Below are 26,203 nucleotides of genomic sequence, written 5' to 3'. Positions count from 1 at the left end.
ATGGAACGCCGGGCGTTATCCATCCTGCCCGGCATTTGGACGAGGATGAACCCATGCTTGATGTAACCAAGCGTCCCGAAACATTTGTCTGCCACAATGGCGAGAAGGTGCCGCTGCCCTTCAGCCGTGAGGAATATGCGCGCCGGCTTGCCGGCCTGCGGGCGATCATGACCGAACGCGACATTCCGGCCGTGCTGCTGACCTCCATGCACAATATCGCCTACTACTCCGGTTTCCTCTATTGCAGCTTCGGCAGGCCCTATGCCTGCGTCGTCACGCCCGACGGGCTGACGGTGGTTTCCGCCAATATCGACGGCGGCCAGCCCTGGCGCCGGTCGGTCGGCGATAACATCATCTATACCGACTGGCAGCGCGACAATTACTGGCGCGCCGTGTCGGGTCTGATCGGCACCGTCGGCCGGCTTGGCATCGAGACCGACCACATGACGCTCGCCGCCCGCGCCACGCTGGAGCGTATCGTCGGCAAGGTCGAACTCGTCGACATCGCGCAGGCCACCATGGCCTTGCGCATGATCAAGTCGGCAGAGGAAATCGCCCTCATCCGCGAGGGCGCGCGCATCGCCGATGTCGGCGGCGAGGCAATCCGGGCGGCAATCCGCGAGGGGACCCGCGAGATCGACGTGGCGATGGCCGGCCGTGATGCGATGGAACTGGAAATCGCCCGCGCCCATCCGGATAGCGAACTGCGCGACAGCTGGGTGTGGTTCCAGTCCGGACCCAACACCGACGGCGCCCATAACCCCGTCACCACGCGCGAGCTCGTGCCGGGCGAGATCCTCAGCCTCAACACCTTCCCGATGATCTCCGGCTATTATACCGCACTGGAGCGCACGCTGTTTCTCGGAGAACCGGATGCGGCGTCGTTGAAGCTGTGGGAGGCCAACGTCGCCGCCCATGAGCTCGGCCTGTCATTGATCACACCCGGCATCAGTTGCGCCGCCGTCTGCGCCGAGATCAACCGCTTCTTCGCCGACGAGGGGCTCTTGCAGTACCGCTCCTTCGGCTACGGCCACTCCTTCGGCATCCTCAGCCATTATTACGGCCGCGAGGCGGGGCTGGAATTCCGCGAGGATATCGAGACTGTGCTGGAGCCGGGCATGGTCGTCTCCATGGAGCCGATGCTCTGGGTACCGAACGGCACACCGGGGGCGGGCGGCTACCGCGAACACGACATCCTGGTCGTCGGCGAGACCGGCGCCGAGAACATCACCGGCTTCCCCTACGGCCCGGAGAAGAACGTGATAGCCTGCTGAAGCTAAAGCCGAGCCCAAAAGGTCTGCGTAGAGACAAAAAGAGCCGGGCGAAACCGCCCGGCTCTTTGCATTTCAAACAGTGGCGAACACGCTATTCGAAGAATTCCTTCATCCGTGCGAAGAAGCCGGAGGTCTCCGGATTGTTCTCCTTCGAGGAGAGCTGCTCGAATTCCTGCAACAGCTCGCGCTGGCGCTTGGTGAGCTTCTGCGGCGTTTCGATCTGCACCTGGATGTAGAGGTCACCCTTCTGTGCGGAACGCAGCACCGGCATGCCCTTGCCCTTGAGGCGGAACTGCTTGCCGGCCTGGGTGCCTTCCGGAACCGTGACGCGCGACTTCGTCGCATCCAGCGTGCCGACGTCGAACGTGCCGCCGAGCGCTGCCGTCGTCATCGAGATCGGCACCGTGCAGTAGAGGTCCGCACCGTCGCGCTGGAAGAACTGGTGTGGTCTCACCGACAGGAAGATATAGAGATCGCCCGCCGGCCCGCCGCGCACACCGGCTTCGCCTTCGCCCTGCAGGCGGATGCGCGTGCCGTCCTCGATGCCGGCCGGGATGTTGACCGACAACGACCGCTCTTCCTGGACCCGACCATGACCATGGCACTTGGTGCAGGGATCGGAAATCGTCTGGCCGCGACCCTGGCAGGTCGGACAGGTGCGTTCGATCGAGAAGAAGCCTTGCGCCGCGCGCACGCGGCCGGAGCCCTGGCAGGTGGCGCAGGTCTGCGGCTTGGTGCCCGGCTTGGCGCCGGATCCGGAGCACACGTCGCACGTGATCGAGGTCGGAACCCGGATCTGCGCCGTCTTGCCGGCATAGGCTTCCTCAAGTGAGATTTCCATATTGTAGCGAAGGTCGGCGCCGCGTTCGCGTCCGCCCGTCGAGCGCCGGCCGCGGCCACCGCCCATCATCTCGCCGAAAATGTCCTCGAAGATATCGGAGAAGCCACCGGCACCCATGCCGCCGGCGCCGAACGGTCCGCCGGCACCACCGCCGCCGCCACCCATGCCACCATGTTCGAAGGCAGCGTGGCCGAAGCGATCATAGGCGGCCCGCTTCTGCGGGTCCTTGAGCACTTCGTAGGCTTCGTTGATTTCCTTGAACTTGTGTTCGGCTTCCTTGTCGTCGGGGTTCTTGTCGGGATGATATTTCATCGCCGCCTTGCGGAAGGCGCTTTTCAGCTCCTTCTCGTCAGCGGTTTTGCCGACCCCCAATGTTTCGTAGTAGTCCGCTTTTGCCATGGAGAAACCAACCCTGGAAAGTAAATGTCCGGCCGCAGGACGCGGCCGGAATTTCAGGACATGGCGGACGCGCTAAGGACGCCCGTCATCGAATTAGGCCGACTTCTTGTCGTCCTTGATTTCCTCATAGTCGGCATCGACGACGTCGTCGTTGCCATCGGCTGCGCCCTCTTCGGATGCGCCGCCTTCGGCCTGCTGGGACTCATAGATCGCCTGACCGAGCTTCATGGAGACTTCCATGAGGGTCTGGGTCTTCGCCTTGATGTCCTCGGCATCGGGCTCGGAAGCCTCGATGGCCGTCTTCAGCGCGGCAATGGCGTCCTCGATCGACTTCTTGTCATCGGCCGAAACCTTGTCGCCGTAGTCCTTGAGGGACTTTTCGGTCGAGTGAACGAGGCTTTCGGCCTGGTTCTTGGCTTCGACGGAGTCGCGACGCTTCTTGTCGGCCTCGGCATTGGCTTCGGCGTCCTTGACCATCTTGTCGATCTCGGCGTCGGACAGGCCGCCAGATGCCTGGATACGGATCTGGTGTTCCTTGCCGGTGCCCTTGTCCTTGGCCGAAACCTGGACGATGCCGTTGGCGTCGATGTCGAAGGTCACTTCGATCTGCGGCACGCCGCGCGGTGCCGGCGGAATGCCGACGAGATCGAACTGGCCGAGCAGCTTGTTGTCGGCTGCCATTTCACGCTCGCCCTGCGAAACGCGGATCGTCACGGCCGACTGGTTGTCTTCGGCGGTCGAGAACGTCTGCGACTTCTTCGTCGGGATCGTCGTGTTGCGTTCGATCAGGCGGGTGAATACGCCACCGAGCGTTTCGATGCCGAGCGACAGCGGGGTCACGTCGAGCAGCAGAACGTCCTTGACGTCGCCCTGCAGGACGCCGCCCTGGATGGCCGCGCCCATGGCGACGACTTCATCCGGGTTCACGCCCTTGTGCGGCTCCTTGCCGAACAGCTGCTTGACGACTTCCTGGACCTTCGGCATGCGGCTCATGCCGCCGACGAGAACCACTTCGTCGATGTCGGCTGCGGTAACGCCGGCGTCCTTGAGGGCGGCCTTGCACGGCGCAACGGTGCGCTGCACGAGGTCGTCGACCAGGCTTTCGAACTTGGCGCGGGTCAGCTTCATCGTCAGGTGCTTCGGACCGGAGGCATCCGCCGTGATGAACGGCAGGTTGATTTCGGTCTGCTGCGAGGACGACAGCTCGATCTTCGCCTTTTCAGCGGCTTCCTTCAGACGCTGCAGGGCCAGCTTGTCGCCCTTCAGGTCGATGCCGTTGTCCTTCTTGAACTCGGCAGCAAGATATTCGACGAGACGCATGTCGAAGTCTTCACCGCCGAGGAAGGTGTCGCCATTCGTCGACTTCACTTCGAAGACGCCGTCGCCGATTTCCAGGACCGAGATATCGAAGGTGCCGCCGCCAAGGTCGTAGACGGCGATCGTCTTGCCGTCCTTCTTGTCGAGACCGTAGGCGAGCGCGGCAGCGGTCGGCTCGTTGATGATGCGCAGGACTTCCAGACCGGCGATCTTGCCGGCGTCCTTGGTGGCCTGACGCTGCGCGTCGTTGAAGTAGGCCGGAACGGTGATGACGGCCTTTTCAACCTTCTCGCCGAGATAGGCTTCCGCGGTTTCCTTCATCTTCTGAAGGATCATCGCCGAGATCTGCGAGGGAGAATAGTTCTTGCCGGTGGCTTCGACCCAGGCGTCGCCATTGTCGCCCTTGACGATGTGGTAGGGGACGAGGCCCTTGTCCTTTTCGACGGTCGGGTCTTCATAGCGGCGGCCGATCAGGCGCTTGACCGCGAACAGGGTGTTCGTCGGGTTGGTCACAGCCTGGCGCTTGGCCGGCTGGCCGACGAGACGTTCGCCGTCTTCCGTGAAGGCGACCATCGACGGCGTCGTGCGCGCGCCTTCGGCATTTTCGATCACCTTCGCATCCTTGCCGTCCATGATGGAGACGCAGGAGTTGGTGGTTCCAAGGTCGATACCAATTACTTTTGCCATGTCATTCTCTCCTTTAAGCAGGCCGTCGGAACCCGGCTTGAGGCGTTCCGCTGACAGCCCCTCGACTGGATGGTCTCTGGGATTGCGCAGCATCCAGGCTGCGGTTATGCGGCGTATATAAGTAGCAGTTTTGCGGTCTGCAAGGCGGAAGGCGGGGGCCGAAAGGCGAAAATCAAAAGATTCGCGCCGCCAATTCCGCCAAGCAATGCACGTCTGTTCGCATTAGCGGACGAGCCTTGCGCCGGGCAGTCCGGCGCTTCGCGGCGACGGCGGTCATTCTCCCATGATGATACCGAGAAGGCTGGTCTTGCGCGGCGCGCGCGGCGGCGGCTCATAAGTGCCGACATCGGCCGGCGGCACGGGCCCGCCATTGTTGACCTGCTGCGGCATCTCTTCGACCGGTTGCCTGCCGCCGTTGCCGCCATTGTCGGCATTGCCAACCGGCGCGGGCGGATAGTCCGTCTTGCGCTTGTCGCCGGAAAGGACACGGGAAATCAGGCCGTAAAGCGTGTCGATGCCATCGTCCTGACGCACCATCTGCTGGTCGCCGGGCGCCTGCTGCTGTTGCTGGCGCGGCTGCTGGTCGACCGTCTGTCCCTCGCCATAGAGCGGGGCCGGTGACAGGCCTTGATGCGCCGCTGCCATGAACTCCTGCCAAGTGCGCGCCGGCAATCCGCCGCCGGTTACCCGCTTCATCGAGTGGCCGTCGTCATTGCCGAACCAGACGCCGGTCGTCAGGTTGCTGGTGAAGCCGACGAACAGCGCGTCGCGATAGGACTGCGTCGTGCCAGTCTTGCCCGCCACCTGCCAGCCCGGCAGCTTGGCGGCCGTTCCGGTTCCCTGGTTCACGACGCCCATCATCATGGTGTTCATGTTGACGACCGTCCGCGGTTCGAGCACGCGCGGCGGCTTGTCGTAGGTATTCTCGTAGAGCACCTTGCCGTCGGTTGTGGATACCCGCCGGATGATATGCGGGGTCGCCTTGTAGCCGCCATTCATGAAGGCGGCATAGGCGCCCGTCAGTTCGACCAGCGACACTTCGGACGTCCCGAGCGCGATCGAGGCATTCGGTTCCAGCTCGGATTCGATGCCCATCCGGTGGGCGAGCTTGATGATGTTGTTCGGGCCGACTTCCTGCGCCAGCTGGGCGGCGACCGTGTTGATGGAATGCGCCAGCGCGTAGGCGAGCGTCACCGGACCGTCGTACTTTTTTTCGTAGTTTTCCGGCGTCCAGTTGCCGATCTTCACCGGCGCGTCGTTGCGGATCGAATCCGGGCTGTCGCCCTGTTCGAGCGCCGTCGCATAGACGAAGGGCTTGAAGGCGGAGCCCGGCTGGCGCTTGGCCTTCCAGGCGCGGTTGTACTGGCTCTCGGAATAATCCTTGCCGCCGACCAGCGCCCGGATCGCCCCGGTGCCGTCGATCGAGACGAGTGCGCCCTGCTCGACGTCGAGCTTCTTGCCGTTCTTGTCGATGGCCGTGGCGATGGCGTCGCCGGCCGCCTTTTCCAGGGTCGGATCGATGGTCGTGTCGACGACGAGATCCTGGTTGACGTCGCCGACCAGCGTCTTCAGTTCGTCCATCACCATGTCGGCGGCATAATGCGACGCGCCGGACCAGAAATGCTTGGCCTGAGCCGGCTCCTGGTTCATCGCGGTCTTGATTTCGCTGTCGGTGATGTAGCCGGCGTCCTTCATGGCCCCGAGCACCACCTGCGCACGCGCCTTCGCGCCATCCGGATTGGTGGCCGGCGACAGCCGCGACGGCGCCTTCAGGAGGCCGGCGAGCGTCGCCGCCTCGGCAAGGTTCACGTCGCGCGCCGACTTGTTGAAGTAGCGCCGCGACGCCGCCTCGACGCCGTAGGAATTGGCGCCGAAATAGACGCGGTTCAAATACATGGCAAGGATCTGGTCCTTGCTGAACTTGTGCTCCAGCCACAGCGCCAGCAGGACTTCCTGCACCTTGCGTTCCAGCGTGCGCTCCGGCGACAGGAACAGGTTCTTAGCGAGCTGCTGCGTCAGCGTCGAGCCGCCCTGCACCATGTGGCCTGTCAGGACGTTGGTCACCATGGCGCGCGCAAGACCGATCGGGTCGATGCCGAAATGCGAGTAGAAGCGCCGGTCTTCGATGGAAATGACGGCCATCGGGATGTAGGGCGACATCTCGTCGAGCGTCAGCGCTTCCCCGCCTGTCGGCCCGCGATTGGCGAGCACCGTGCCGTCGACGGCCATGATCTTGACGTTCGGGGGGCGATCCGGAATGGCCCAGCTGCTGGCGGCCGGCATTTTCGAACCGTAATAGACGACAACGCCGGCAACGGCGACTGTGCCCCAGATACCAAGGACGATGCACCAATAGGCCATGAACCGGACGAGGCCGACAAATCCGCCGCGACGCACCTTGGTCTTCTTCTTGCCCTTTGACGGACGCCTGCCCGAATTCGGCTTGTCTCGGGATCCCTGACCATCGAAGGTCGGTTCAATCCGATCGCGGTATTTCTTGTTTCCAGCCATTGCCGACGGGTTAGCCTTGCTTGGGGGAGAATTCAAGTTTCGCGGACACGCCGGACCACTTCATGAAACATGATGATCGGGCGCCTTTGAATGCCCGGATGAAAACTCCATTGGTAATATGGTCGCCCTGAACTTTAAATGCGGCGATTTAAGGGGAAGTTAACCAGTTTTCCCCGTTCGTCGTCTGGTCGTGTCCTTTGTGCGTTCACTATTGCCGGTTGGAAATGCCGCAATCGGCAGGGAAAGCAAGGCGCGAGTTGTGATGCGCGCGGACATAAAAGCAAAAAGCGTACCGAACTGCCTCATTTAAACCAATTTTAATCAAAGTCGACCGATTATGCCCGCAAACAGGCGCCTTTGGCCTTCGAGGGCGCTCGATGTCGTCCAGATTTTGACGTGCAGGCCCCAGAACACCGCGCAAGTAGAGGCATTTCGAAATGTTCAGCTTTTTTGACCGGGCTTTTTCCCGGCTCTCCATTCAGACCAAGGTCATCGTTTTCATCGTACCGATTGTTGCCGGAATTGCCGGCCTTGCCTTCATCAGCCTGATGACGGGATCGATGCTTGGCCAGAGGCTGGCCGGAACGGCCGCCAGCATCGATTCGCTGGGCGGTTTCAAGAAAGCCTATTCCGAAATGAACGAGTTCCTCGGCTCCGCCACCGAAGAGCGCCGCGCCGCCGTTGTCGAGCACCTGCAGGAGCAGGTGACCTCGATGCAGGCGATCCTCGACCACGTCGAGGGCGACAATCACGCGGACGAGCTGCGGAAGGGCGAGGACCTTGCCCGCAACCTGATCACCCGGGTCAACGACCTGTGGGAACTGAACAAGAATGAGCTGGCGACGCGCGCCGAGATGGCGAAGCATCTCGGCGAACTGGCGGCCGTCAAGGACGAGCTGTTCGCCACATCCTCGAAGGTCAGCAAGGAAGCCCGCAAGGCCGACAACGAAGCGAAGGACATGCTGCGTGGCTCCGAAGTCCTGAGCCAGGGTGCCACCTTCGTCACAAGCCTGTCAGGGGACCTTTCGGCGGCAACAACCCCGCAGGAAGCGTTCGACGTCGTCAAGAAGAACTATTCCGACATCCGCGCCCTCGCCAAGGACATCGGCCATGCCGTGCCGAAGGCCAGTGCCGTCGTCGCCGATACGATCCGCGACAATCTTCAGGGCATCCTCGATACCGCCGAAAAGAACATGAATGTCGACGCATCGCTGATCACCATCCAGAAGCATGCGACCGCGCTTCGTCCGATGGGTATCAAGCTGCGCGCACTTGGCGCCACGGCGGCCCGCGACGCCATCAAGCGGTTCGGCGAACTAGACGAACAGCTGTCGGATTCGCAGGCGATCGTCGCCTATACGACCAACGTGCTCATTCAGGTCAACAACACGCAGGTGCTGGCCGCCGATTTCCTCGGCCGGGCCGATGAAGAGAGCCTGAAGAACCTGGTGAACGGCGCGCAGAAGCTGAAATCCGTGATCCAGGCCTTCCCGTTGATCATGGGCGACCTGCAGTCCGTCTTTGATCTCGCCCAGAAGGCGATCGCGCCGATCGATGCATTGAACACAGAGGCCGCCAAGCTCGTCGAGGTCGCCAACACGCGGACGACCTCCTTCAAGCAGGCCTCGCTCGACATCGACGAAGCCTGGAAGAATATCGTCGCCTTCGCCGGCAGCCAGCGCAGCGAGGCGACCGTGGTTCAGGAGCAGGCCCGCACCATCACTGTCGTTGCGGCGTTCTCGGCGGTGGCCTTCGCCATCGTCGCGACGCTGCTGCTCGTCACTGCCCTCAAGGGACCGATCCTGCGTTTGACCAACGCCATGCGGGACGTGGCGTCCGGCAAGCTGCAGACGGCGGTTTCCGGGCTGGAACGCGGCGACGAAATCGGCGAGATGGCCCGCGCGCTCGGCATCTTCAAGACCAATGCCGAAGACAAGATCAAGGTCGAACGGGAAGCCGAGCAGAACCGCATGCGGGCGGACGCCGAACGCGAGGCAGCCGACCGCGAAAGGGAGCGCGCCGCCCAGGAACTGCGCGTCACCATCGACGCGCTCGCCTCAAGCCTGCGCTCGCTCGCCCATGGCGATCTCATCTGCACCATCGATACGCCGTTCGCCGGCGAACTCGACGAGCTGCGCATCAACTTCAACGAGTCCGTCGCCCATATGCGCGATACGCTCGCCAGCATCCGTGACAACGCGCTCTCCATCCAGGCGAAGAGTGGACAGCTGAACGGCAGTGCCAACGATCTGGCGCGCCGCACCGAGCAGCAGGCCTCGTCGCTGGAGGAAACGGCCGCCGCCGTCGACCAGATGACCGGCACGGTCAAGATGACGTCCGAACGGGCGGCGGAAACCGATCGCGTCACCCGCGATATCCTGAGCGAGGCTTCGAAGTCCGGTCAGGTGGTCTCGGACGCCGTCCGCGCCATGGGCCGCATCGAGCAGGCCTCGCAGCAGATCGGCCAGATCATCAGCGTCATCGATGACATCGCCTTCCAGACCAACCTTCTGGCGCTGAATGCCGGCGTCGAGGCGGCGCGTGCCGGCGAGGCGGGCAAGGGCTTCGCGGTCGTTGCCCACGAGGTTCGCGAACTCGCCCAACGTTCGGCAAGTTCCGCCAAGGAAATCAAGGAGCTGATCCGCCGCTCCGATGATGAGGTGAGGGACGGCGTCAAGCTGGTCGGCGAGACCGGCGAGGTCATTTCCCGCATCAATTCCCGGATCGAGGAAATCGGCATCAACATCTCGACCATGGCCAAGGCCAGCCAGGAACAGGCGACCGGCCTGCAGGAGGTCAACTCCGCCGTCAACTCGATGGACCAGATGACCCAGCAGAACGCCGCGATGGTGCAGGAGACGAACACCGCGAGCCACGCGCTGGCGCTCGAAGCCGTCGAACTCAACGAGCTGGTCTCGCGCTTCCGCCTCGATGACGACGGTCTCGGTGCAACCTTTTCGGACCAGCGCCACGCCGCCGCCTGATCGGTACGCGCGCCAGACCTGAAATCGAAAGGCCCGCCGGTTCGCCGGCGGGCCTTTTTCATGTCACTTGACCAGTGCGTCGAGGATCCTGACCCAGGAGCGGATGCCCCGGTGGAAGGAATTGAGGTCGTATTTCTCGTTCGGAGAATGGATGCGGTCGTCGTTCAGGCCGAAACCGACCAGCAGCGAATCCATGCCGAGCATCTTCTGGAAGTCGCCGACGATCGGGATCGAGCCGCCCATGCCGATGACGACGGCCGGCTTCGGCCATTCGTCCGAGAGCGCCGATTTGGCGCGGTTGAGGAGCGGCGAATCGTAGGACAGCTGGATCGCCGGCGAGCCGCCATGCGGATGGAAGTCGACCGTGCAGTCGGCCGGCACCTTCGAGCGCACATAGGCGCGGAAGCTCTCGCGGATCGCCTTCGGGTCCTGCTTGCCGACGAGGCGGAACGACACCTTGGCGGAGGCCTTGGCGGCGATCACGGTCTTGAAGCCGTCGCCGGTATAGCCGCCCCACATGCCGTTGACTTCGGCGGTCGGCCGCGCCCAGGTCAGTTCCAGCGCCGAGCGGCCCTTTTCTCCGGCCGGAACGGAGAGGCCGACCTGGCCGAGAAACGTTTCGTCCGTCTGGCCGAGCTTGTCCCACATCGCCTTGATCTGCGATGGGGTCTCCTCGACGCCTTCATAGAAGCCCTCGAGCGTCACGCGGCCGGTCTCGTCGTGCAGGCCGGCAAGAATGCTGGACATGATATGCAGCGGGTTGGCGGCAGCACCGCCGAACATGCCCGAATGGAGGTCGCGGTCGGCGGCGGTGATGGTGATTTCCTCGCCGACGAGGCCGCGCAGCCCGGCGCAGATCGCCGGCGTATCGCGATCCCACATGCCGGTATCGCAGACGAGTGCGAAATCGGCCTTCAGCTCGTCGGCATTGGCGTCGAGGAAGGGCTTCAGCGACGGCGAACCGGATTCTTCCTCGCCCTCGAACAGGATGGTGACCCTGACCGGCAGCGCGCCGTGGATTTCCTTGTAGGCCCGGCAGGCCTCGACGAAGGTCATCAGCTGGCCCTTGTCGTCGGAGGTGCCGCGGCCGGTGATCACCTTGTGGCCTTCCACCTCGCGCACCGCCGGATCGAAGGGATCGTTGCTCCAAAGCTCGATCGGATCGACCGGCTGCACGTCGTAATGGCCGTAGAAGAGCACATGCGGCGCTTCGGCGCTCGCACCGGCGTGATGGCCGACGACCATCGGATGGCCGGGCGTGTCGCGCACGGAGGCCTCGAAGCCGATGTCGGTCAGGTAATTCGCCAGCCATTCGGCAGCCGAGCGGCATTCGGACTTGTAGGCCGGATCGGTCGAGATCGACTTGATGCGGCAAAGCTCGAACAGCGTCTCCAGGCTCGAGGGGAAATTCTTGTCGGCGCAATCGAGAACGGACGATAGATCGGTCATTTGCAAATCCTTGTGGTGGGCAAAGGCAGTCGGTTGGTGGGCAACTTAGGGCAAAGGTCGGCGGGTTTCGAGATGGAATTCGCCGGTGCGCGCGGTCGGCTCAGGGTTTGCGTGCATTGCCAAGCGCACGCCGCATATATTCCAGCATCAGCTCTTTCTCGAACTGTCGAAAGCCGGCAAACAGGGCCTCCTCGGCCTCTTCCGCCGCCCGTCTCGCATCGCTTTCCATGGCCTTCGCCTTGTCGGTGAGGAATATCAACTGTGCGCGGCGGTCTGTCGGATGCGCCCGACGCTCGATGAGCGCCGCCTTCTGCATGCGCGACAATGTGTTGGCCATGGTCGGCTGCTCGATGTCGATGCGCTCCAGAAGCTGGCTCTGGGTCAGCCCGTCTTCGGCCCACAATTCGATGAGGATCGGCAGATGGCCGGGTGAAAATCCGAGCTCGGCGGCGCGCAGCTGCAGGGACCTGGAAAATCCCTTGGCGAGTTGGCCTGCGAGATAGGCGGCCGAATCCGTTTGATCGCTTGGCATGCCTTCTGAATAGGCTTGTTTCAGGACTTGGGCAAGGTGGGGATAGACCGTCGGAGAGGGGCGGAAAACGAAAAAGGCCGCCATGGTCGGAGGGGAAACCATGGCGGCCTGCGATAAGGGGACAAAGGCCCGGAGAGGGGGGTAAGGCCTTTGTCCGAAGTCTGATAAGGCGGGGGACAGGCCTTGCATCAGACTGCGGCGTTTTTCGTTCCGCCGATGACTAAGAAATGTACTTCCGAATGTGTCTTTTCAAGGGAAACAAGGCCGCGAAATCATTACAAATTGGTAACGAAGTGGTGAGCTTTCGGTGAGGCGTTCTGCGGCTTTTGCCGCGTCTTGCGGACAACAAAAAACCGCCACGGCGGGGGACGGGCCGTGGCGGTTTTGTCAAAGCGGTTACAGGATCATCAGAGGGGGCCTTGATCGACTGTCCGCAGGTTCGGGATGAGGGGGAATCATCCCGGTCAAGCGGCTTTGGTAAGGACCGCTTACTAATCATATCGTTCTCCAAATATGGCATTTCAATGTCGGCTATCATTTTTTGCTTTTGCCGGCCGTCAAACCGCGATGGACCTTTGGTTCGTCGCGCGCTATCCATGCTCCCCATGAAAACAGGTGATCATCTTTTCCTCGTCGACGGCTCCGGCTTCATTTTTCGCGCCTTTCACGCGCTGCCGCCTCTGACCCGCAAGTCCGACGGCCTGCCGGTCGGCGCGGTGTCGGGCTTCTGCAACATGCTGTGGAAGCTCCTGACCGATGCGCGCGACACCTCGGTGGGCGTCACGCCGACCCATTTCGCGGTCATCTTCGACTATTCCTCGAAGACCTTCCGCAAGGAAATCTATCCGGAATACAAGGCCAACCGCTCCGCGCCGCCGGAAGAACTGGTGCCGCAGTTCGGCCTGATCCGCGAAGCGACCCGCGCCTTCAACCTGCCCTGCATCGAGACCGAAGGCTTCGAGGCCGACGACATCATCGCCACCTATGCCCGGCATGCCGAAAAGACCGGCGCCGACGTCACCATCGTCTCCTCCGACAAGGATCTGATGCAGCTCGTCACCGCCAATGTCCACATGTACGACAGCATGAAGGACAAGCAGATCTCGATACCGGAAGTCATCGAGAAATGGGGCGTGCCGCCGGAAAAGATGATCGACCTGCAGTCGCTGACCGGCGATTCGACCGACAATGTTCCGGGCGTTCCCGGTATCGGCCCGAAGACGGCCGCCCAGCTTCTCGAGGAGTTCGGCGATCTAGATACGCTGCTTTCGCGCGCCGAAGAGATCAAGCAGGTCAAGCGTCGCGAGAACATCATCGCCAATACCGAGCTGGTGCGCATCTCCCGCCAGCTGGTGACGCTCCGGACCGACGCGCCAATGGAGGTCGATCTAGACGGCCTGATCCTCGAGCCGCAGGACGGCCCGAAGCTGATCGCCTTCCTGAAGGCGATGGAGTTCACGACGCTCACCCGCCGCGTCGCCGAGGCGACCGGCACCGACGCTTCCGCGGTCGACGCCGCCGGCATTGAGGTCGAGACCGCCGACGAGGCGCATGGACCGGATGTCGGGGAGGGCGATGCGAAGCCCGCTGCGGCCAAGGCTCCCGCCGCTAGCTCGGATACCGACAGCGGCGACCCGACGCCCGCCGATCTCGCCAAGGCACGGGCCGAAGCCTTTGCCGGCGCCAAGATCGATCCGTCCGCCTATGTGACCATCCGCGACCTGAAGACGCTCGATGAGTGGATTGCGGCGGCGCGCGAAACCGGCATCGTCGCCTTCGACACCGAGACGACGTCGCTCGACGCGATGCAGGCCGATCTAGTCGGCTTCTCGCTGGCGCTTGCCGACAACAAGAAGGACCCGTCCGGCCTGTCGGTCCGCGCGGCCTATGTGCCGCTCGCCCATCAGAGCGGCACCGGCGATCTTCTGGGTGGCGGCCTCGTCGAAAACCAGATCCCGATGAAGGATGCGCTGGCACGGCTGAAGGACCTACTGGAGGACGAAACCGTCCTCAAGGTCGCGCAGAACCTCAAATACGACTACCTGCTGATGAAGCGCTACGGCATCGAGACGAAGAGTTTTGATGACACGATGCTGCTCTCCTATGTGCTCGACGCGGGCGCGAATTCGCACGGCATGGATGCGCTGTCGGAACGCTGGCTCGGCCACACGCCGATCCCCTACAAGGAGGTCGCCGGCTCCGGCAAATCCTCCGTCACCTTCGACATGGTGGCGATCGACAAGGCGACGGCCTATGCCGCCGAAGACGCCGACGTGACGCTGCGGCTCTGGATGGTGCTGAAGCCGCGCCTGGCGGCCGACCGGCTGACGCGGGTTTATGAGCGGCTGGAACGGCCGCTGCTGCCGGTGCTCGCCCGCATGGAAGAGCGCGGCATTTCCGTCGACCGGCAGATCCTCTCGCGCCTCTCGGGCGATTTCGCGCAAGGGGCGGCGGCGCTGGAGGACGAGATCTTCAAGCTCGCCGGCGAGACTTTCAACATCGGCTCGCCCAAGCAGCTGGGCGACATCCTGTTCGGCAAGATGGGCCTGCCAGGTGGTTCAAAGACGAAGACCGGCCAATGGTCGACCTCGGCGCAGGTTCTGGAAGACCTCGCGGCGACGGGCCATGAACTGCCGCGCAAGATCGTCGACTGGCGCCAGCTGACGAAGCTCAAGTCGACCTACACCGATGCGCTGCCGGGTTTCATCCACCCGCAGACGAAGCGGGTGCACACCTCCTATTCGCTGGCGGCCACGACCACCGGCCGTCTGTCGTCCTCTGATCCGAACCTGCAGAACATCCCGGTCCGCACCGCCGAGGGCCGCAAGATCCGCACGGCCTTCGTCTCGACGCCCGGCCACAAGCTGCTCTCGGCCGACTACAGCCAGATCGAACTGCGCGTGCTCGCCCATGTCGCCGAAATCCCGCAATTGAAGCAGGCCTTTGCCGACGGCATCGACATTCATGCGATGACGGCATCCGAAATGTTCGGCGTGCCGGTCGAAGGCATGCCGTCCGAAGTCCGCCGCCGCGCCAAGGCGATCAACTTCGGCATCATCTACGGCATTTCCGCTTTCGGTCTTGCCAACCAGCTCGGGATCGAGCGCTCGGAAGCCGGCGACTACATCAAGAAGTATTTCGAGCGCTTTCCGGGCATCAAGGACTACATGGAGGCGACCAAGGCGGCCGCCCGCGAACAGGGCTATGTCGAAACCATCTTCGGCCGCCGCATCCATTATCCGGAGATCAAGTCGTCGAACCCGCAGGTGCGCGCCTTCAACGAACGCGCCGCCATCAATGCGCCGATCCAGGGGTCTGCCGCCGACATCATTCGCCGCGCCATGATCCAGATGGAACCGGTGCTGGAAAAGGCGAAGCTTTCGGCCCGCATGCTGCTGCAGGTCCACGACGAACTGATCTTCGAGGTCGAGGACGCCGAGGTCGAAAAGACGATCCCCGTGGTCGTTTCCACCATGGAAAACGCCACCATGCCTGCACTTTCGATGAAGGTGCCGCTGAAGGTCGACGCCCGCGCCGCAACCAACTGGGACGAGGCGCACTGATATCAGCGTGACCGCTAGATCGCCTCGGTCGGCTGCATGCGGGCCGGCGCCGGGCCGGTGTAGCGGGCCCGCGGGCGGATGAGCACGTCGGCGTCCTGCTGCTCCATGGCGTGCGCAATCCAGCCGGCCGTTCGCGCCAGTGCGAAGATCGCCAGTTCGTGACCGACCGGCAGGCCCAGCATGCGGGTCATCACCGCAATTGCATAGTCGATGGTCGGATGAAGCCCGGTCGCCTCGCGGATGAGGCGAGGGGCGTCGACTGCGAGGTGCGGATCGGCACCGGCCTTGGAGAGCGCCGACAGCAGATGATCGGCGCGAGGATCGCCGCCGGGATAGACGGCGTGACCGAAGCCGGGAAAGCGTTCGCCGAGCGCCACCCGTTCCCGAATGCCGCCGGCGAGATCGCCGGTGGCAAGCGTATCGATCAGCCGGGCGGCAAGCGGTCCGGCGCCGCCGTGGCGCGGCCCCTTGACCGCAGCCAGTCCCGCGACGGTGGCATCGTAGAGATTGAGCCCGGTGGAGACCGCGCAGCGCACGGTATAGGCGGACGCGTTGAGCTCATGTTCGGCGAGCAGCACCAGCGCCCGGCGGATGAGATCCTCTGCGACGCGGTTGCCGGGAGCCCAGGCGTCGGCCAGCTGCCGATGGATGGGCAGGCCGGAGGGGCTCGCGCCGAGAATGGCGCCAGCGGTCAGCCGCATCACCCGCGCCCCGGTCTGCGTCCTGCCCGCTATCGAGCGATTGAACGCCCGCGGGTCTTCCTCGCCGGCGACCGACATGATGGCCATTGTCCGCGCAAGCGGCGAGAAGGTGAGGGTCGACTGGCGGACGGTGTCGAGCGTTTCGGAGCTGGACGGCAGGTTGGCGGCCGAGAACGGGTCGGCCTCGTCGACATCCCACAGCAGCGTCGCGGTCTCTTCCAGCGTCGCGTGATCCGCAAGCCGCACCGCCAGCACGCCGCGATAGAGAGGCCCATGGGCAGTCAGCGTCGAGATGGCGGAATCGAGGGCGGCAACCCTGTCGGCATCGCCGGACTTCGCACCGCCGGCCGGGGCTCGCCGGTTCTTCAGCGCCCGCACGTCGTCCGCGCGGTAGCGCCTGGCGCGCGAATCCGCCGTCGCTTCGGAGCGCACAAGGCCGCGGCTGACATAGGCATAAAGCGTTGCCGGCGAGACGGAGAGTTCGGCGGCGGCTTCGCGGGCACTGAGGTAGAGCGGATCGGCCGTGTTTTTCATATTGATCATGATAATCAAGATTGATCAATATGAAAAGAGCGACATGCTTCTCCTCCAATATGAAAGGAGCATGATCCATGACCATCCAATCCATGCCCGTGGTCGGGCTCGAAGGCGTCGTCGCCGCGGAAACGCTTCTGTCGCATGTCGACGGAGAAAAGGGAGAACTGGTGATCGCCGGCGCACGCGTCGCCGACCTCGCGTTCGCTGAAAGCTTCGAAGCGGTGACGGCAAGGCTCTGGTCTCTGGCGAGCGGGACAGCGCATGACGCGGCGGACCTCGCGCGCGACCTTGGCCGCGCGCGCCTCGACGCCCACGCCCGCATGCCGGCAATCTTCGCGGTGACGGACGGCATGCCGATCGTCGACGGCTTCCGCGCCGCAGCCGCGGCCATCCATCAGCACGGCACGACGCGTCCGGAAGTCGCCCTTCTCGGGGCGATGCCGGTGATCGCCGCCGGACTGGTTCGCCGCGCCAACGGGCTCGATCTCGTCCGTCCCGACCCCGGGCTCGGACAGGCCGCCGATCTCCTGCGCATGCTGCGAGGCGAGGCGGCCACCGACAGCGAGACGGCGGCGCTCAATGCCTATCTCATCACCGTCTCCGACCACGGCATGAATGCCTCGACATTTGCCGGCCGCGTGGTCGCCTCCACCGGCGCGGATCTGTTCATGGCGGTCACCGCCGCCTATTGCGCCCTGAGCGGCCCGCTGCATGGCGGCGCGCCGGAGCCCGTCCTGAACATGCTGGATGACATCGGCTCGGTTGACCGGATCGAGAGCTGGATCGACGATGCGCTGAAGCGCGGCGAACGGCTGATGGGCTTCGGCCACCGGATCTACCGCGTCCGCGATCCGCGCGCCGACGTCCTGAAGGCGGCGGTGGAAAAATTGGATAGGGCGGGCCGCGATCTGGGGCTGGCGGCAAGGGTCGAAACCTATGCCCGCAAGGCGCTGGCGACCCACAAGCCGGACCGCAAGCTGGATACCAATGTGGAATTCTACACCGCCATCCTGCTCGATGCGCTGCAGATTCCGCGCCAGGCCTTCACCCCCGTCTTTGCCGCCGCGCGCACGGCGGGTTGGATCGGCCATGCGATGGAGCAGCAACGCAAGGGCCGCCTGCTGCGCCCGGCCTCGGTCTACATCGGCGACATGCCGGCATAGACCCGGGTGAAGCATAAAACAGAAAGGCCGGGCGCGTGGCCCGGCCTTTCTGTCGTGTATCTTTGCCGTTCAGTGGGCGCCGGACATGTCGCCGAGCACGTCCTTGGAGGCGACGGTCGAGTCTGCGTTGAGCTTGTAGACCATCGGCACGCCGGTCGCGAGGTTGAGCTTGAGGATCTCCTCGCGGCTCATGCGGTCGAGCACCATGACCAGCGAGCGCAGCGAATTGCCGTGGGCTGCGACCAGCACCTTCTCGCCACGCAGCACGCGCGGCAGGATTTCCATCATGTAATAGGGCCAGACGCGGGCGCCGGTGTCCTTCAGGCTTTCGCCGCCGGGCGGCGGAACGTCATAGGAGCGGCGCCAGATATGCACTTGCTCCTCGCCCCACTTCTCGCGGGCATCGTCCTTGTTGAGGCCGGCGAGGTCGCCGTAGTCGCGCTCGTTGAGCGCTTCGTCGCGGATCGTCTCGAGACCGGACTGGCCGACATTGTCGAGGACGATCTGGCAGGTCCGCTGGGCGCGCGACAGGGCCGAGGTGAAGGCGATGTCGAACTTGATGCCGTAATCGGCGAGCGCCTTGCCGCCGGCATTGGCTTCCTGAACGCCGAGCTCCGTCAGGTCGGGGTCCTTCCAGCCGGTGAAGAGGTTTTTCAAGTTCCATTCGCTCTGGCCGTGGCGCACCAGCACAAGTGTTCCGCTCATCCGTTTGTCCTCAGGTTGATGGTCAAGAATTGGATTTCGACAGCCCGAGCACGTCGAGCATGGAATAGAAGCCGGGCTTCTCGCGGCGCGCCCAGAGGGCCGCCGTGAGCGCGCCGCGCGCGAAAATGGTGCGGTCGCCGGCGCTGTGGGACAGCGTGATGAGCTCGCCTTCGCCGGCAAGAACGACCGAGTGATCGCCGATCACCGAGCCGCCGCGCAGCGTCGCAAAGCCGATCGTGCCGGCTTGGCGCGCGCCGGTATGGCCATCGCGCACCCGGACGGAATGCGAGGCGAGATCAATGCCGCGCCCCTTGGCGGCGGCGTTGCCGAGCAGAAGGGCGGTGCCGGACGGCGCGTCGACCTTGTGCTTGTGGTGCATTTCCAGGATTTCGATGTCCCAGGCATCGGGCCCGAGCGCGCGTGCGGCCTGTTCGGTCAGCACGCTCAGCAGATTGACGCCGAGGCTCATATTGCCGGAGCGGATGATACGGGCATGGCGCGCCGCAGCCTCGAATTTCGCCTCGTCGTCGGTTGAGCAGCCAGTCGTACCGATGACATGCACGATGCGGGCCTGTGCCGCGAGGCCGGAAAAGGTGACGCTGGCGGCCGGCGACGTGAAGTCGAGCACGCCTTCCGCCTCGAGGAAGGCCTTCAGCGGATCGTCGCCGACGGTCACGCCGATCGGGCCGAGGCCGGCGAGCTCGCCTGCATCCTTGCCGATGAACGGCGAACCCTCGCGCTCGATGGCGGCGTGCAGGACGACGCCGGGTGTCGTGTGAACGAGGCGGATCAACGTCTGCCCCATCCGCCCGGCCGCACCGACCACCACCAGCTTCATATCGGATCCGCTCATTGCCTGTCCTCTTCCCTTGTTCTTTCTCAGTCGGCCTGGAGGCCGAGCGCATCCAGCTGCAGGCTGTTCAGCCGCGCATAGAGGCCGTTATCCTGGCGCGCCAGCGTCTCGTGCGTGCCTTCCTCGATCACCCGGCCGTCGTTCATCACGACGATCTTGTCGGCATCGGCGATGGTCGACAGCCGATGGGCGATGACGATGACGGTGCGCCCGCTCATGGCGACGTCCAGCGCCTTCTGTACCGCGGCTTCCGACTCCGTGTCGAGCGCGGATGTCGCCTCGTCGAGAAGCAGGATCGGCGCGTTGCGGACGATCGCGCGGGCAATCGACAGGCGCTGACGCTGGCCGCCGGAAAGCGTGACGCCGTTTTCGCCGAGCGGGGTGTCGTAGCCATTCTCCTGCTGCATGATGAAGTCGTGCGCATAGGCGTGGCGCGCCGCCTCCTCGACCTCCGCGTCGGTCGCGTCAGGGCGGCCGTAGCGGATGTTGTCGCGGATCGAACCCTCGAAAAGATAGGGCTGCTGCGAGACATAGGCGAGGCTGTGGCGCAGCGACACCTTGGTGATGTCGGCGATGTTCTGGCCGTCGATCAGCACTGCGCCGGACACCGGATCGAAGAAGCGCGGCACGAGATTGATCACCGTCGACTTGCCGGCGCCGGACGGCCCGACGAGCGCGGTCGTCTTGCCGCCCTCGGCCGTGAAGCTGACATTGTCGAGGATCATGCGGCCGCCGTCGCTGTAGCTGAAGCAGACATCGCGGAACTCGACGGTCGCCTTGTCGACCACCAGCGCCTTCGCACCGTCCTTGTCCCGCTGCGGCGGCTCCATGTCGAGCACTTCGTAGAGCATGCTGGCATTGACGGCGGCGCGCTCGAAGCTCAGCTGCACGCGCGCCAGACGCCGTGCCGGATCGTAGGCCATCAAAAGGGCGGTGACGAAGGAGAAGAAGGCGCCGGGGAGCACGTGGAAATAGATCGAGCGATAGGCGGAATAGGCCAGCACCGAGGCGATCGCGATGCCCGCGAACGTGTCCGTCAGCGGCGCGGTGCGCTCGCTGAGGCGGGCGATCCGGTTCGCACGGTTTTCCGACCAGTCGATCAGCTTGTCGATCTTGGACTGGAGCTGGGGCTCCATGGTGAAGGCCTTGACGATCGCGATGCCGGCGATCGTCTCCTGCATGGCCCCGAACACCTGCGCGCCGACGAGCGTCGATTCGCGCGACGCCGTCCGCAGGCGCTTGGAAAGGTAGCGGATGCCGAACAGCAGGATCGGGGCAAATATCAGGACGAAGAACGACAACACCGGATCCTGGACGATCATCACGCCGATCAGGCCGATGAGGCTGAGGAAGTCGCGCGCCGCCGTCGTCACCGTCAGGTTGAGGATGCCGGCGATGCCGCCGATATTGCCGTTCAGCTGCGCGGCGATACGCGCCGACCGGGCTTCGGCATAGAAGCTGCTGGAAAGCGTCATCAGATGCGCGAAGACGCGGCGCTGGTAACGGGCGACGATGTTGTTGCTGATCTTCGACAGGGCGACCGCCTGGCCGTAGGTCGCGAAGCCGCGCAGCACGAAGGCGCTGAGGAGCGACAGGCAGACCACCCAGATGATGTCGGCGCGCTGCTTGGCAAACGCCTCGTCCACCACCGTCTTCATGATCCAGGCGGTAAAGGCGGTCGAGCCGGAAATCGTGACGAGGCAGCCAATAGCGAAAGCGTAGCCCTTGATATGGTCCCGGGCATTTTCACGCACCACCCTTTTCAGGACGACCCAGATGCCTTGCGTGTCGATGGCCTGCTTTTTCTTGCTCAAGTGTTGTGACCTGCATTGTCGAATAGTGGCGACGCCCGGGGGCGGCGGATCAAGCGGCTGTATAAAGAACCGCTCGTCTTTTGGCTATAGGACGACAGGCCACAGGCGCGCCGCCTCACCGATGCCAGCGGCGGCCTTCGGTCGCGACGCTGAAGCCGCCGGGTGCGCGGGCATAGGCGGCAAGGCCGGCAAGTGCCGCCAGCGGATGGGTGACGACATAGGTGGCGATGCCGGCCATCGCCTTGTTGTGCGGCGCCTTGTCCTCGAATGCGGCCCGGAAGCCGCCGGCTTTGAGCGCCGGCATGATCTTCTGCGGAATGCCGCCGGAAATGAAGACGCCGCCCTTGGCCATGAAGGTCAGGGCGAGGTCGCCGGCCACCCGGCCGAGATAGGTCGCGAACAGGGAGAGGGTCTCCTTCGCTTGCGGGTCGGAACCGTCCAGCCCCTTCTCCGAAACCGTGGCGGGCTCGCCGAGCTTCGGCTCGACGCCGTCGGCGGCGCAGATCGCCTTGTAGAGATTGACGATGCCGCGGCCGCAGAGGATCTGTTCGCCCGACACCCGGCCGCCGATTTTCTCGACATGCGGGAAAATCTGGTAGTCGCGATCGGTGCGCGGCCCGAGATCGACATGCCCGCCTTCGCCCGGCACCGGAATCCAGCGGTGCTGCGAATAGACCACGCCGGCGACGCCGAGGCCCGTGCCGGGTCCGAGGACGACGCGGGTCGCGATCCGCTCCTCGCCATCGCCGCCGATCTGCTCGCGGTCGGTATCCCTGAGCGAGGCGACGGCCAGCGCCTGGGCCTCGAAGTCATTGATGATCGTGACGTCCTCGAAGCCGAGATTGGCGATCATGTCGCGCGGCCTGACCACCCAAGGGCAGTTGGTCAGCGGCAATTCGTCGCCCTGGATCGGCCCGGCAATGGCGAGAAGCGCGGAGCGAGGCTGAACCGAGGTATGGTCGAGGATGCAGCGCTGGATGGCGTCGTCGATCGTCTCGAATTCCGCCGTCCGGACGATCGGAAAGGTCTTCGGCTCGGCGTAGGAATCGAGGAGCAGCGAAAAGCGGGCATTGGTGCCGCCGATATCGCCGATGAGGACCGGAAAGGCCATTGCGTGTTCGTGGTGCTGGTTCGCCGCCATTGAATCCTGCATGTTCTACGTCCCGCTGCGGGCGAGGTCGTTCAGAAGAATTTGCGCCGATGACCGGTTCAGTGCCATCGGAATGTCGTAGACGATCGCCAGCCGCATGAGCGCCTTCACGTCGACATCGTGCGGCATCGGAGTCAGAGGGTCGACGAAAAAGATCAAGCGGTCAATGTCGCCGGTCGCGATCAGTGCGCCGATCTGCTGGTCGCCGCCGAGAGGGCCGCTTTTCAGGCGCGTGACGTTGAGATGCGGACAGACGTCGAGAATACGGCCGCCCGTCGTTCCGGTCGCCACCAGCCGCCATTCGGACAGAAGCGGGGAGTTCTGATAGGCGAACTCCGCCATGTCGTCCTTCTTCTGGTCGTGAGCGATGAGCGCAATGCACTTTTCGCTGGGCATGAGGCCTCCGGGACAAAGTGAATTAAATCGATTTGAGCCGCTTCTATAGCATCATCGGGAGATTTGAAAAGGCGGGAGCGGCCGACGCCATTCCATCGGCCGGCGATTTTCAGCGGCTTGCTATGCTATGTCACTGCCCCCCCGGGCGGGGAAGCGGAACCGGCACGTCGAAGGCGCCGGTCGCGCTTGGCTCGGCTGGTGCGAATGCCGTGGCCGGCGAAGCGGGCGCCGCACCGCTGCGGAATGTCGCGGCGTCGACGGAGGCGACTGACGGGCCGTTCACGACGGCGGTGCAGGCCTTCGGCAGGTCGGCCAGCGTCTTCACATGCGGCTTCGGCGCGGGCTTCGTGGGCTTCTCCGGTTTTTTCGGTGGCGCCCAGGGCTCGTCGGAGTACCACCAGGCGAGTTCCTTGCCGCAGCCGTCGTCGGCAGGCACGGCTGCCTGCTTCTTGCAGTCGGGCGAGCCGGGCTGGCAGAAAAGGCGCACATGAATATGGTCGTCATGCCCGTAATAGGGTCGCAGCTTGCCGAAATTGGCGCGGCTTCCGGTCCAGGTCTCGCAGAGTTTCTTCTTGATCGACGGGTTGACGAAGACGCGCTGGACTTCGGGGTAATTGGCGGCGCGGACGATCATGTCTGCGTAACTGTCGTTCCATTTGGCCGGATCGACAGTCAGGCGGGCGTTCTTTTTCAGGAGCGACTGCGCCGAAAGTTTCTCGCGTTCGTCGGCGCTCAGCCGGTGGTTCGGCATCGGCTGCAGCCAGATATCGACGTCGAGCCCGACCTGATGCGAGGCGTGGCCGGAGGCCATCGGACCGCCGCGCGGTTGCGACATGTCCCCGATGAGGATGCCGGGCCAACCGTCGTTGCGAGCGACGTCGCCGGCATACTGTTCGATCCAGGTCACCAGCTCCGGGTGCCCCCAGCGGCGATTGCGCGACAGGCGCATGACCTGCCAGCTGGGTCCGTCCGTCGGCAGTGCCACGGCGCCGGCAAGGCAGCCATTGGCGTAGTAGCCGATCGATTGCGGGGTGCCTTGTTCCGGAAGCGCAATGGCGCCGAAAACCTGTTTGGCCGGCCTGTCGTCGGCAGAACTGTCGACGGCCAACTGACAAACCGCGAGCGTGGCGGTCGCCGCCAGTATGGCCGGCTTCCGTATGGCTTTAAAAAGCCTTGATTGCATTGATACCCCTCCCGCAAAGGGTTCGATGGTGGTGATTTGAGTACCAGCTTACACTGAACGGAGGGTTTGTTGAAATTGTGATCCGCGTTCGCCGCGAGCCTCCGTCTGTGTGGAAATGCCCCCTGTATTTCCGCGGTATTTCGCCTATGGTATGGCCGAACAAATCCAAAAAGGTCCCTATATGAAATTGGCATTCCGGACGCTTGTTTTCTCCCTTGCCCTTCTTTTTCTGCAGAGCGTGTCACCCGCAACGGCGCGTGCCGCCGATCTGGTCTGGCGGCATGGCATCGCCACCATCGGCGAGCTGAAATATCCGGAAGGCTTCAAGCGTTTCGACTACGGAAACCCCGATGCGCCCAAGGGTGGCAGCATCAATGTTTCCGAGCTCGGGACCTACGACACGTTCAATTTCGTGCTCGACAAGGGCGAACTCCCCGGCAGCATCTCAATGCTCTATGACACGCTGCTGACGCCTGCCGATGACGAGCTGTCGTCCAGCTACGGCCTGCTCGCCGAGGCGCTCTCCTATCCGGACGATTTCTCCTACGCGGTGTTCCGCCTGAGACCCGAGGCGAAGTTTGCCGACGGATCGCCGGTTACGCCTGCCGACGTCGTCTTCAGCTTCGAAAAGTACAAGGAACTCAATCCGAAGTTCACGCAATATTATGCCCACGTCACCGCCGCTGAGGTGACGGGCGAGCGCGAGGTGACATTCCGCTTCGACGACAAGGGCAATCGTGAACTGCCGTCGATCGTCGGCCAGTTGCCGGTCATTTCGAAGGCCTGGTGGCAGGCGAACGGGCCGGACGGCAAGCCGAGGGACATTTCCAAGACCTCGCTCGAGCCGCCGATGGCGTCCGGCCCCTACAAGATCGCCGCCTTCTCCCCCGGTTCGACCATCACCTACGAACTGCGCGACGACTATTGGGCGAAGGACCTGAACGTCAATGTTGGCCGCAACAACTTCAAGACGGTGAAGTATTCGTTCTTCGCCGACCGCGATGTCGAATTCCAGGCCTTCAAGGGCCACAATCTCGACTGGTGGTGGGACAACTCCGCCAAGCGCTGGGCGACGGCCTACGATTTCCCGGCGGCACAGGACGGCCGCATCAAGCGGGAGGAACTCGAAAACGAATACCGCAAGCGCGGCGTCATGGTCGGCTTCATCCCCAACATGCGCCGCGAGCAGTTCAAGGACAAGCGCGTCCGCCAGGCCCTCAACTACGCCTTCGATTTCGAAGAACTCAACCGCACCATTTTCTACAACAGCTACACGCGCATCAACAGCTACTTCTTCGGCACCGAGCTTGCGTCCAGCGACCTGCCGAAGGGCGAGGAACTCGAAATCCTCGACAGCGTCAAGGACCTTGTGCCGCCGGAGGTCTTTACCACGCCCTACACCAATCCGATCGGTGGCGACGAGATCAAGGAGCGGCAGAACCTTCGCCGCGCCATCGATCTCTTCAAGCAGGCCGGCTACGAGATCCGCAACCGCCAGATGGTCAATGTGAAGACCGGCGAGCCTTTTACCTTCGAGATCCTTCTCGACGGGCCGATCATCGAGCGCGTGGCGCTGCCCTATGTCGCCAACCTCGCCAAGATCGGCATCAAGGCGACCGTTCGCTCGGTCGATGCGTCGCAGTTCACCAACCGGCTGCGCGCCTTCGATTATGATGTGGTCTACCAGGGTTGGACCCAGAGCATGAACCCCGGCAATGAGCAGACCGGCTATTGGGGCTCGCAGTCGGCCGAACGTCCCGGATCCGACAATTATGCAGGCATCGCGGACCCCGGCATCGACGCTCTGATCAAGAAGGTCATCTTCGCGCCGAACCGCGATACGCTGATTGCCGCCGTGCATGCGCTCGACCGGGTGCTCCTCGCCGGCGCGTATGTCGTGCCGAGCTATTCCCGCCGGTCGTTGCCGATCGCCTATTGGAACAATGTCGTCAGGCCCGACAACCTGCCGGAATATTCCATGGGCTTCCCGGACCTGTGGTGGGCCAAGTCGGCGGAGAAGAAGTAGCGTGCCTGCCGCCGAGATGGTCGGTGCGGCGCAAGCTTGGCACGGTAGCGCAGATGGCATGAGCGGGAGATTGACGGACAGAATGGCATCAACAGACAGGATTCGGCCGGCGGCAATG

The 26,203-nt window shown here is 63.7% G+C and carries 17 protein-coding genes; 5 read left to right on the top strand and 12 right to left on the bottom strand.

Annotated features, from left to right (window positions below; translation table 11 throughout):
- Positions 1-53 precede the first annotated feature (53 nt).
- Positions 54-1,274, top strand: coding sequence for an aminopeptidase P family protein (locus tag NN662_RS18205; RefSeq protein WP_261931624.1), 1,221 nt, complete (start codon positions 54-56; stop codon positions 1,272-1,274).
- 91 nt (positions 1,275-1,365) lie between these two features.
- Here NN662_RS18205 and dnaJ read toward each other — a convergent pair whose 3' ends face one another.
- The 3 genes from dnaJ to NN662_RS18190 all read right to left on the bottom strand — a co-directional run bounded on the left by dnaJ (position 1,366) and on the right by NN662_RS18190 (position 7,029).
- A complete protein-coding gene (gene dnaJ / locus NN662_RS18200) occupies positions 1,366-2,514 on the bottom strand; it encodes a molecular chaperone DnaJ (RefSeq protein ID WP_261931623.1) in 1,149 nt (382 codons plus the stop codon).
- Positions 2,515-2,607: 93 nt separating this feature from the next.
- On the bottom strand, positions 2,608-4,518 hold the full coding sequence (gene dnaK, locus NN662_RS18195; protein ID WP_261931622.1) for a molecular chaperone DnaK: 1,911 nt from the start codon (positions 4,516-4,518) through the stop codon (positions 2,608-2,610).
- A gap of 273 nt (positions 4,519-4,791) precedes the next feature.
- Entirely contained in the window at positions 4,792-7,029 is a 2,238-nt protein-coding gene (locus tag NN662_RS18190) for a transglycosylase domain-containing protein (RefSeq protein WP_261931621.1), read from the bottom strand.
- 437 nt (positions 7,030-7,466) lie between these two features.
- Between NN662_RS18190 and NN662_RS18185 the strand changes: the two genes are divergently transcribed.
- Complete coding sequence (locus tag NN662_RS18185) at positions 7,467-10,013, top strand: methyl-accepting chemotaxis protein (protein WP_261931620.1); 2,547 nt, start codon at positions 7,467-7,469, stop codon at positions 10,011-10,013.
- A 63-nt stretch (positions 10,014-10,076) separates the two neighbouring features.
- Here the strand turns inward: NN662_RS18185 and NN662_RS18180 are convergent, their stop codons facing one another.
- Together NN662_RS18180 and NN662_RS18175 are read right to left on the bottom strand one after the other, a co-directional pair.
- Positions 10,077-11,462, bottom strand: coding sequence for a dipeptidase (locus NN662_RS18180; RefSeq protein ID WP_261931619.1), 1,386 nt, complete (start codon positions 11,460-11,462; stop codon positions 10,077-10,079).
- Positions 11,463-11,562: 100 nt separating this feature from the next.
- Positions 11,563-11,994 (bottom strand): MarR family winged helix-turn-helix transcriptional regulator, encoded by a 432-nt coding sequence (locus NN662_RS18175; protein WP_261931618.1) that lies wholly within the window; start codon positions 11,992-11,994, stop codon positions 11,563-11,565.
- Between the two features lie 605 nt (positions 11,995-12,599).
- Here NN662_RS18175 and polA point away from each other — a divergent pair.
- Positions 12,600-15,557, top strand: a complete 2,958-nt coding sequence (gene polA / locus NN662_RS18170) for a DNA polymerase I (protein ID WP_261931617.1) — start codon at positions 12,600-12,602, stop codon at positions 15,555-15,557.
- A 14-nt stretch (positions 15,558-15,571) separates the two neighbouring features.
- Here polA and NN662_RS18165 read toward each other — a convergent pair whose 3' ends face one another.
- Positions 15,572-16,792: a citrate synthase family protein gene (locus tag NN662_RS18165; RefSeq protein WP_261932025.1), complete on the bottom strand. Its 1,221-nt coding sequence runs from the start codon at positions 16,790-16,792 to the stop codon at positions 15,572-15,574.
- 77 nt (positions 16,793-16,869) lie between these two features.
- Here NN662_RS18165 and NN662_RS18160 point away from each other — a divergent pair, with 77 nt between their 5' ends.
- Complete coding sequence (locus NN662_RS18160) at positions 16,870-17,958, top strand: citrate synthase (protein WP_261931616.1); 1,089 nt, start codon at positions 16,870-16,872, stop codon at positions 17,956-17,958.
- Between the two features lie 69 nt (positions 17,959-18,027).
- Here the strand turns inward: NN662_RS18160 and NN662_RS18155 are convergent, their stop codons facing one another.
- From NN662_RS18155 to mepA, 6 genes are all read right to left on the bottom strand, one after another.
- The gene (locus NN662_RS18155) at positions 18,028-18,663 is read right to left on the bottom strand and encodes a 2,3-bisphosphoglycerate-dependent phosphoglycerate mutase (protein WP_261931615.1); all 636 of its coding nucleotides are present in this window, start codon (positions 18,661-18,663) and stop codon (positions 18,028-18,030) included.
- Between the two features lie 22 nt (positions 18,664-18,685).
- Positions 18,686-19,516 carry a 4-hydroxy-tetrahydrodipicolinate reductase gene (dapB, locus tag NN662_RS18150; protein ID WP_261931614.1) on the bottom strand — a complete coding sequence of 277 codons (831 nt, stop codon included), beginning with the start codon at positions 19,514-19,516 and terminating at the stop codon, positions 18,686-18,688.
- A 26-nt stretch (positions 19,517-19,542) separates the two neighbouring features.
- Entirely contained in the window at positions 19,543-21,330 is a 1,788-nt protein-coding gene (locus NN662_RS18145) for an ABC transporter ATP-binding protein (protein ID WP_261931613.1), read from the bottom strand.
- Positions 21,331-21,445: 115 nt separating this feature from the next.
- The gene (locus NN662_RS18140) at positions 21,446-22,471 is read right to left on the bottom strand and encodes a glucokinase (RefSeq protein ID WP_261932024.1); all 1,026 of its coding nucleotides are present in this window, start codon (positions 22,469-22,471) and stop codon (positions 21,446-21,448) included.
- 15 nt (positions 22,472-22,486) lie between these two features.
- Positions 22,487-22,876 (bottom strand): methylglyoxal synthase, encoded by a 390-nt coding sequence (locus NN662_RS18135; RefSeq protein WP_261931612.1) that lies wholly within the window; start codon positions 22,874-22,876, stop codon positions 22,487-22,489.
- Positions 22,877-23,006: 130 nt separating this feature from the next.
- Positions 23,007-24,059 carry a penicillin-insensitive murein endopeptidase gene (gene mepA, locus NN662_RS18130; protein ID WP_410010949.1) on the bottom strand — a complete coding sequence of 351 codons (1,053 nt, stop codon included), beginning with the start codon at positions 24,057-24,059 and terminating at the stop codon, positions 23,007-23,009.
- Between the two features lie 181 nt (positions 24,060-24,240).
- Between mepA and NN662_RS18125 the strand changes: the two genes are divergently transcribed.
- Positions 24,241-26,085, top strand: coding sequence for an extracellular solute-binding protein (locus NN662_RS18125; RefSeq protein ID WP_261931610.1), 1,845 nt, complete (start codon positions 24,241-24,243; stop codon positions 26,083-26,085).
- Positions 26,086-26,203 lie beyond the last annotated feature (118 nt).

Source organism: Rhizobium sp. NRK18 (assembly GCF_024385575.1).
In the GTDB taxonomy this organism is placed as follows: domain Bacteria; phylum Pseudomonadota; class Alphaproteobacteria; order Rhizobiales; family Rhizobiaceae; genus JANFMV01.
Note: the sequence above shows the minus strand (reverse complement) of the source record. Positions and strands in the feature narration are given on the sequence as shown.

Excerpts from the sequence above, each read along its gene's own strand:
- NN662_RS18155 (WP_261931615.1), bottom strand. The coding sequence starts at position 18,663 with ATGAGCGGAACACTTGTGCTGGTGCGCCACGGCCAGAGCGAATGGAAC.
- dapB (WP_261931614.1), bottom strand. The coding sequence starts at position 19,516 with ATGAGCGGATCCGATATGAAGCTGGTGGTGGTCGGTGCGGCCGGGCGG.
- NN662_RS18180 (WP_261931619.1), bottom strand. The coding sequence starts at position 11,462 with ATGACCGATCTATCGTCCGTTCTCGATTGCGCCGACAAGAATTTCCCC.
- NN662_RS18185 (WP_261931620.1), top strand. The coding sequence starts at position 7,467 with ATGTTCAGCTTTTTTGACCGGGCTTTTTCCCGGCTCTCCATTCAGACC.
- NN662_RS18190 (WP_261931621.1), bottom strand. The coding sequence starts at position 7,029 with ATGGCTGGAAACAAGAAATACCGCGATCGGATTGAACCGACCTTCGAT.
- NN662_RS18160 (WP_261931616.1), top strand. The coding sequence starts at position 16,870 with ATGACCATCCAATCCATGCCCGTGGTCGGGCTCGAAGGCGTCGTCGCC.
- NN662_RS18165 (WP_261932025.1), bottom strand. The coding sequence starts at position 16,792 with ATGAAAAACACGGCCGATCCGCTCTACCTCAGTGCCCGCGAAGCCGCC.
- NN662_RS18125 (WP_261931610.1), top strand. The coding sequence starts at position 24,241 with ATGAAATTGGCATTCCGGACGCTTGTTTTCTCCCTTGCCCTTCTTTTT.
- NN662_RS18205 (WP_261931624.1), top strand. The coding sequence starts at position 54 with ATGCTTGATGTAACCAAGCGTCCCGAAACATTTGTCTGCCACAATGGC.
- polA (WP_261931617.1), top strand. The coding sequence starts at position 12,600 with ATGAAAACAGGTGATCATCTTTTCCTCGTCGACGGCTCCGGCTTCATT.
- NN662_RS18135 (WP_261931612.1), bottom strand. The coding sequence starts at position 22,876 with ATGCCCAGCGAAAAGTGCATTGCGCTCATCGCTCACGACCAGAAGAAG.
- NN662_RS18175 (WP_261931618.1), bottom strand. The coding sequence starts at position 11,994 with ATGCCAAGCGATCAAACGGATTCGGCCGCCTATCTCGCAGGCCAACTC.
- NN662_RS18140 (WP_261932024.1), bottom strand. The coding sequence starts at position 22,471 with ATGGCGGCGAACCAGCACCACGAACACGCAATGGCCTTTCCGGTCCTC.
- mepA (WP_410010949.1), bottom strand. The coding sequence starts at position 24,059 with ATGCAATCAAGGCTTTTTAAAGCCATACGGAAGCCGGCCATACTGGCG.
- dnaJ (WP_261931623.1), bottom strand. The coding sequence starts at position 2,514 with ATGGCAAAAGCGGACTACTACGAAACATTGGGGGTCGGCAAAACCGCT.
- dnaK (WP_261931622.1), bottom strand. The coding sequence starts at position 4,518 with ATGGCAAAAGTAATTGGTATCGACCTTGGAACCACCAACTCCTGCGTC.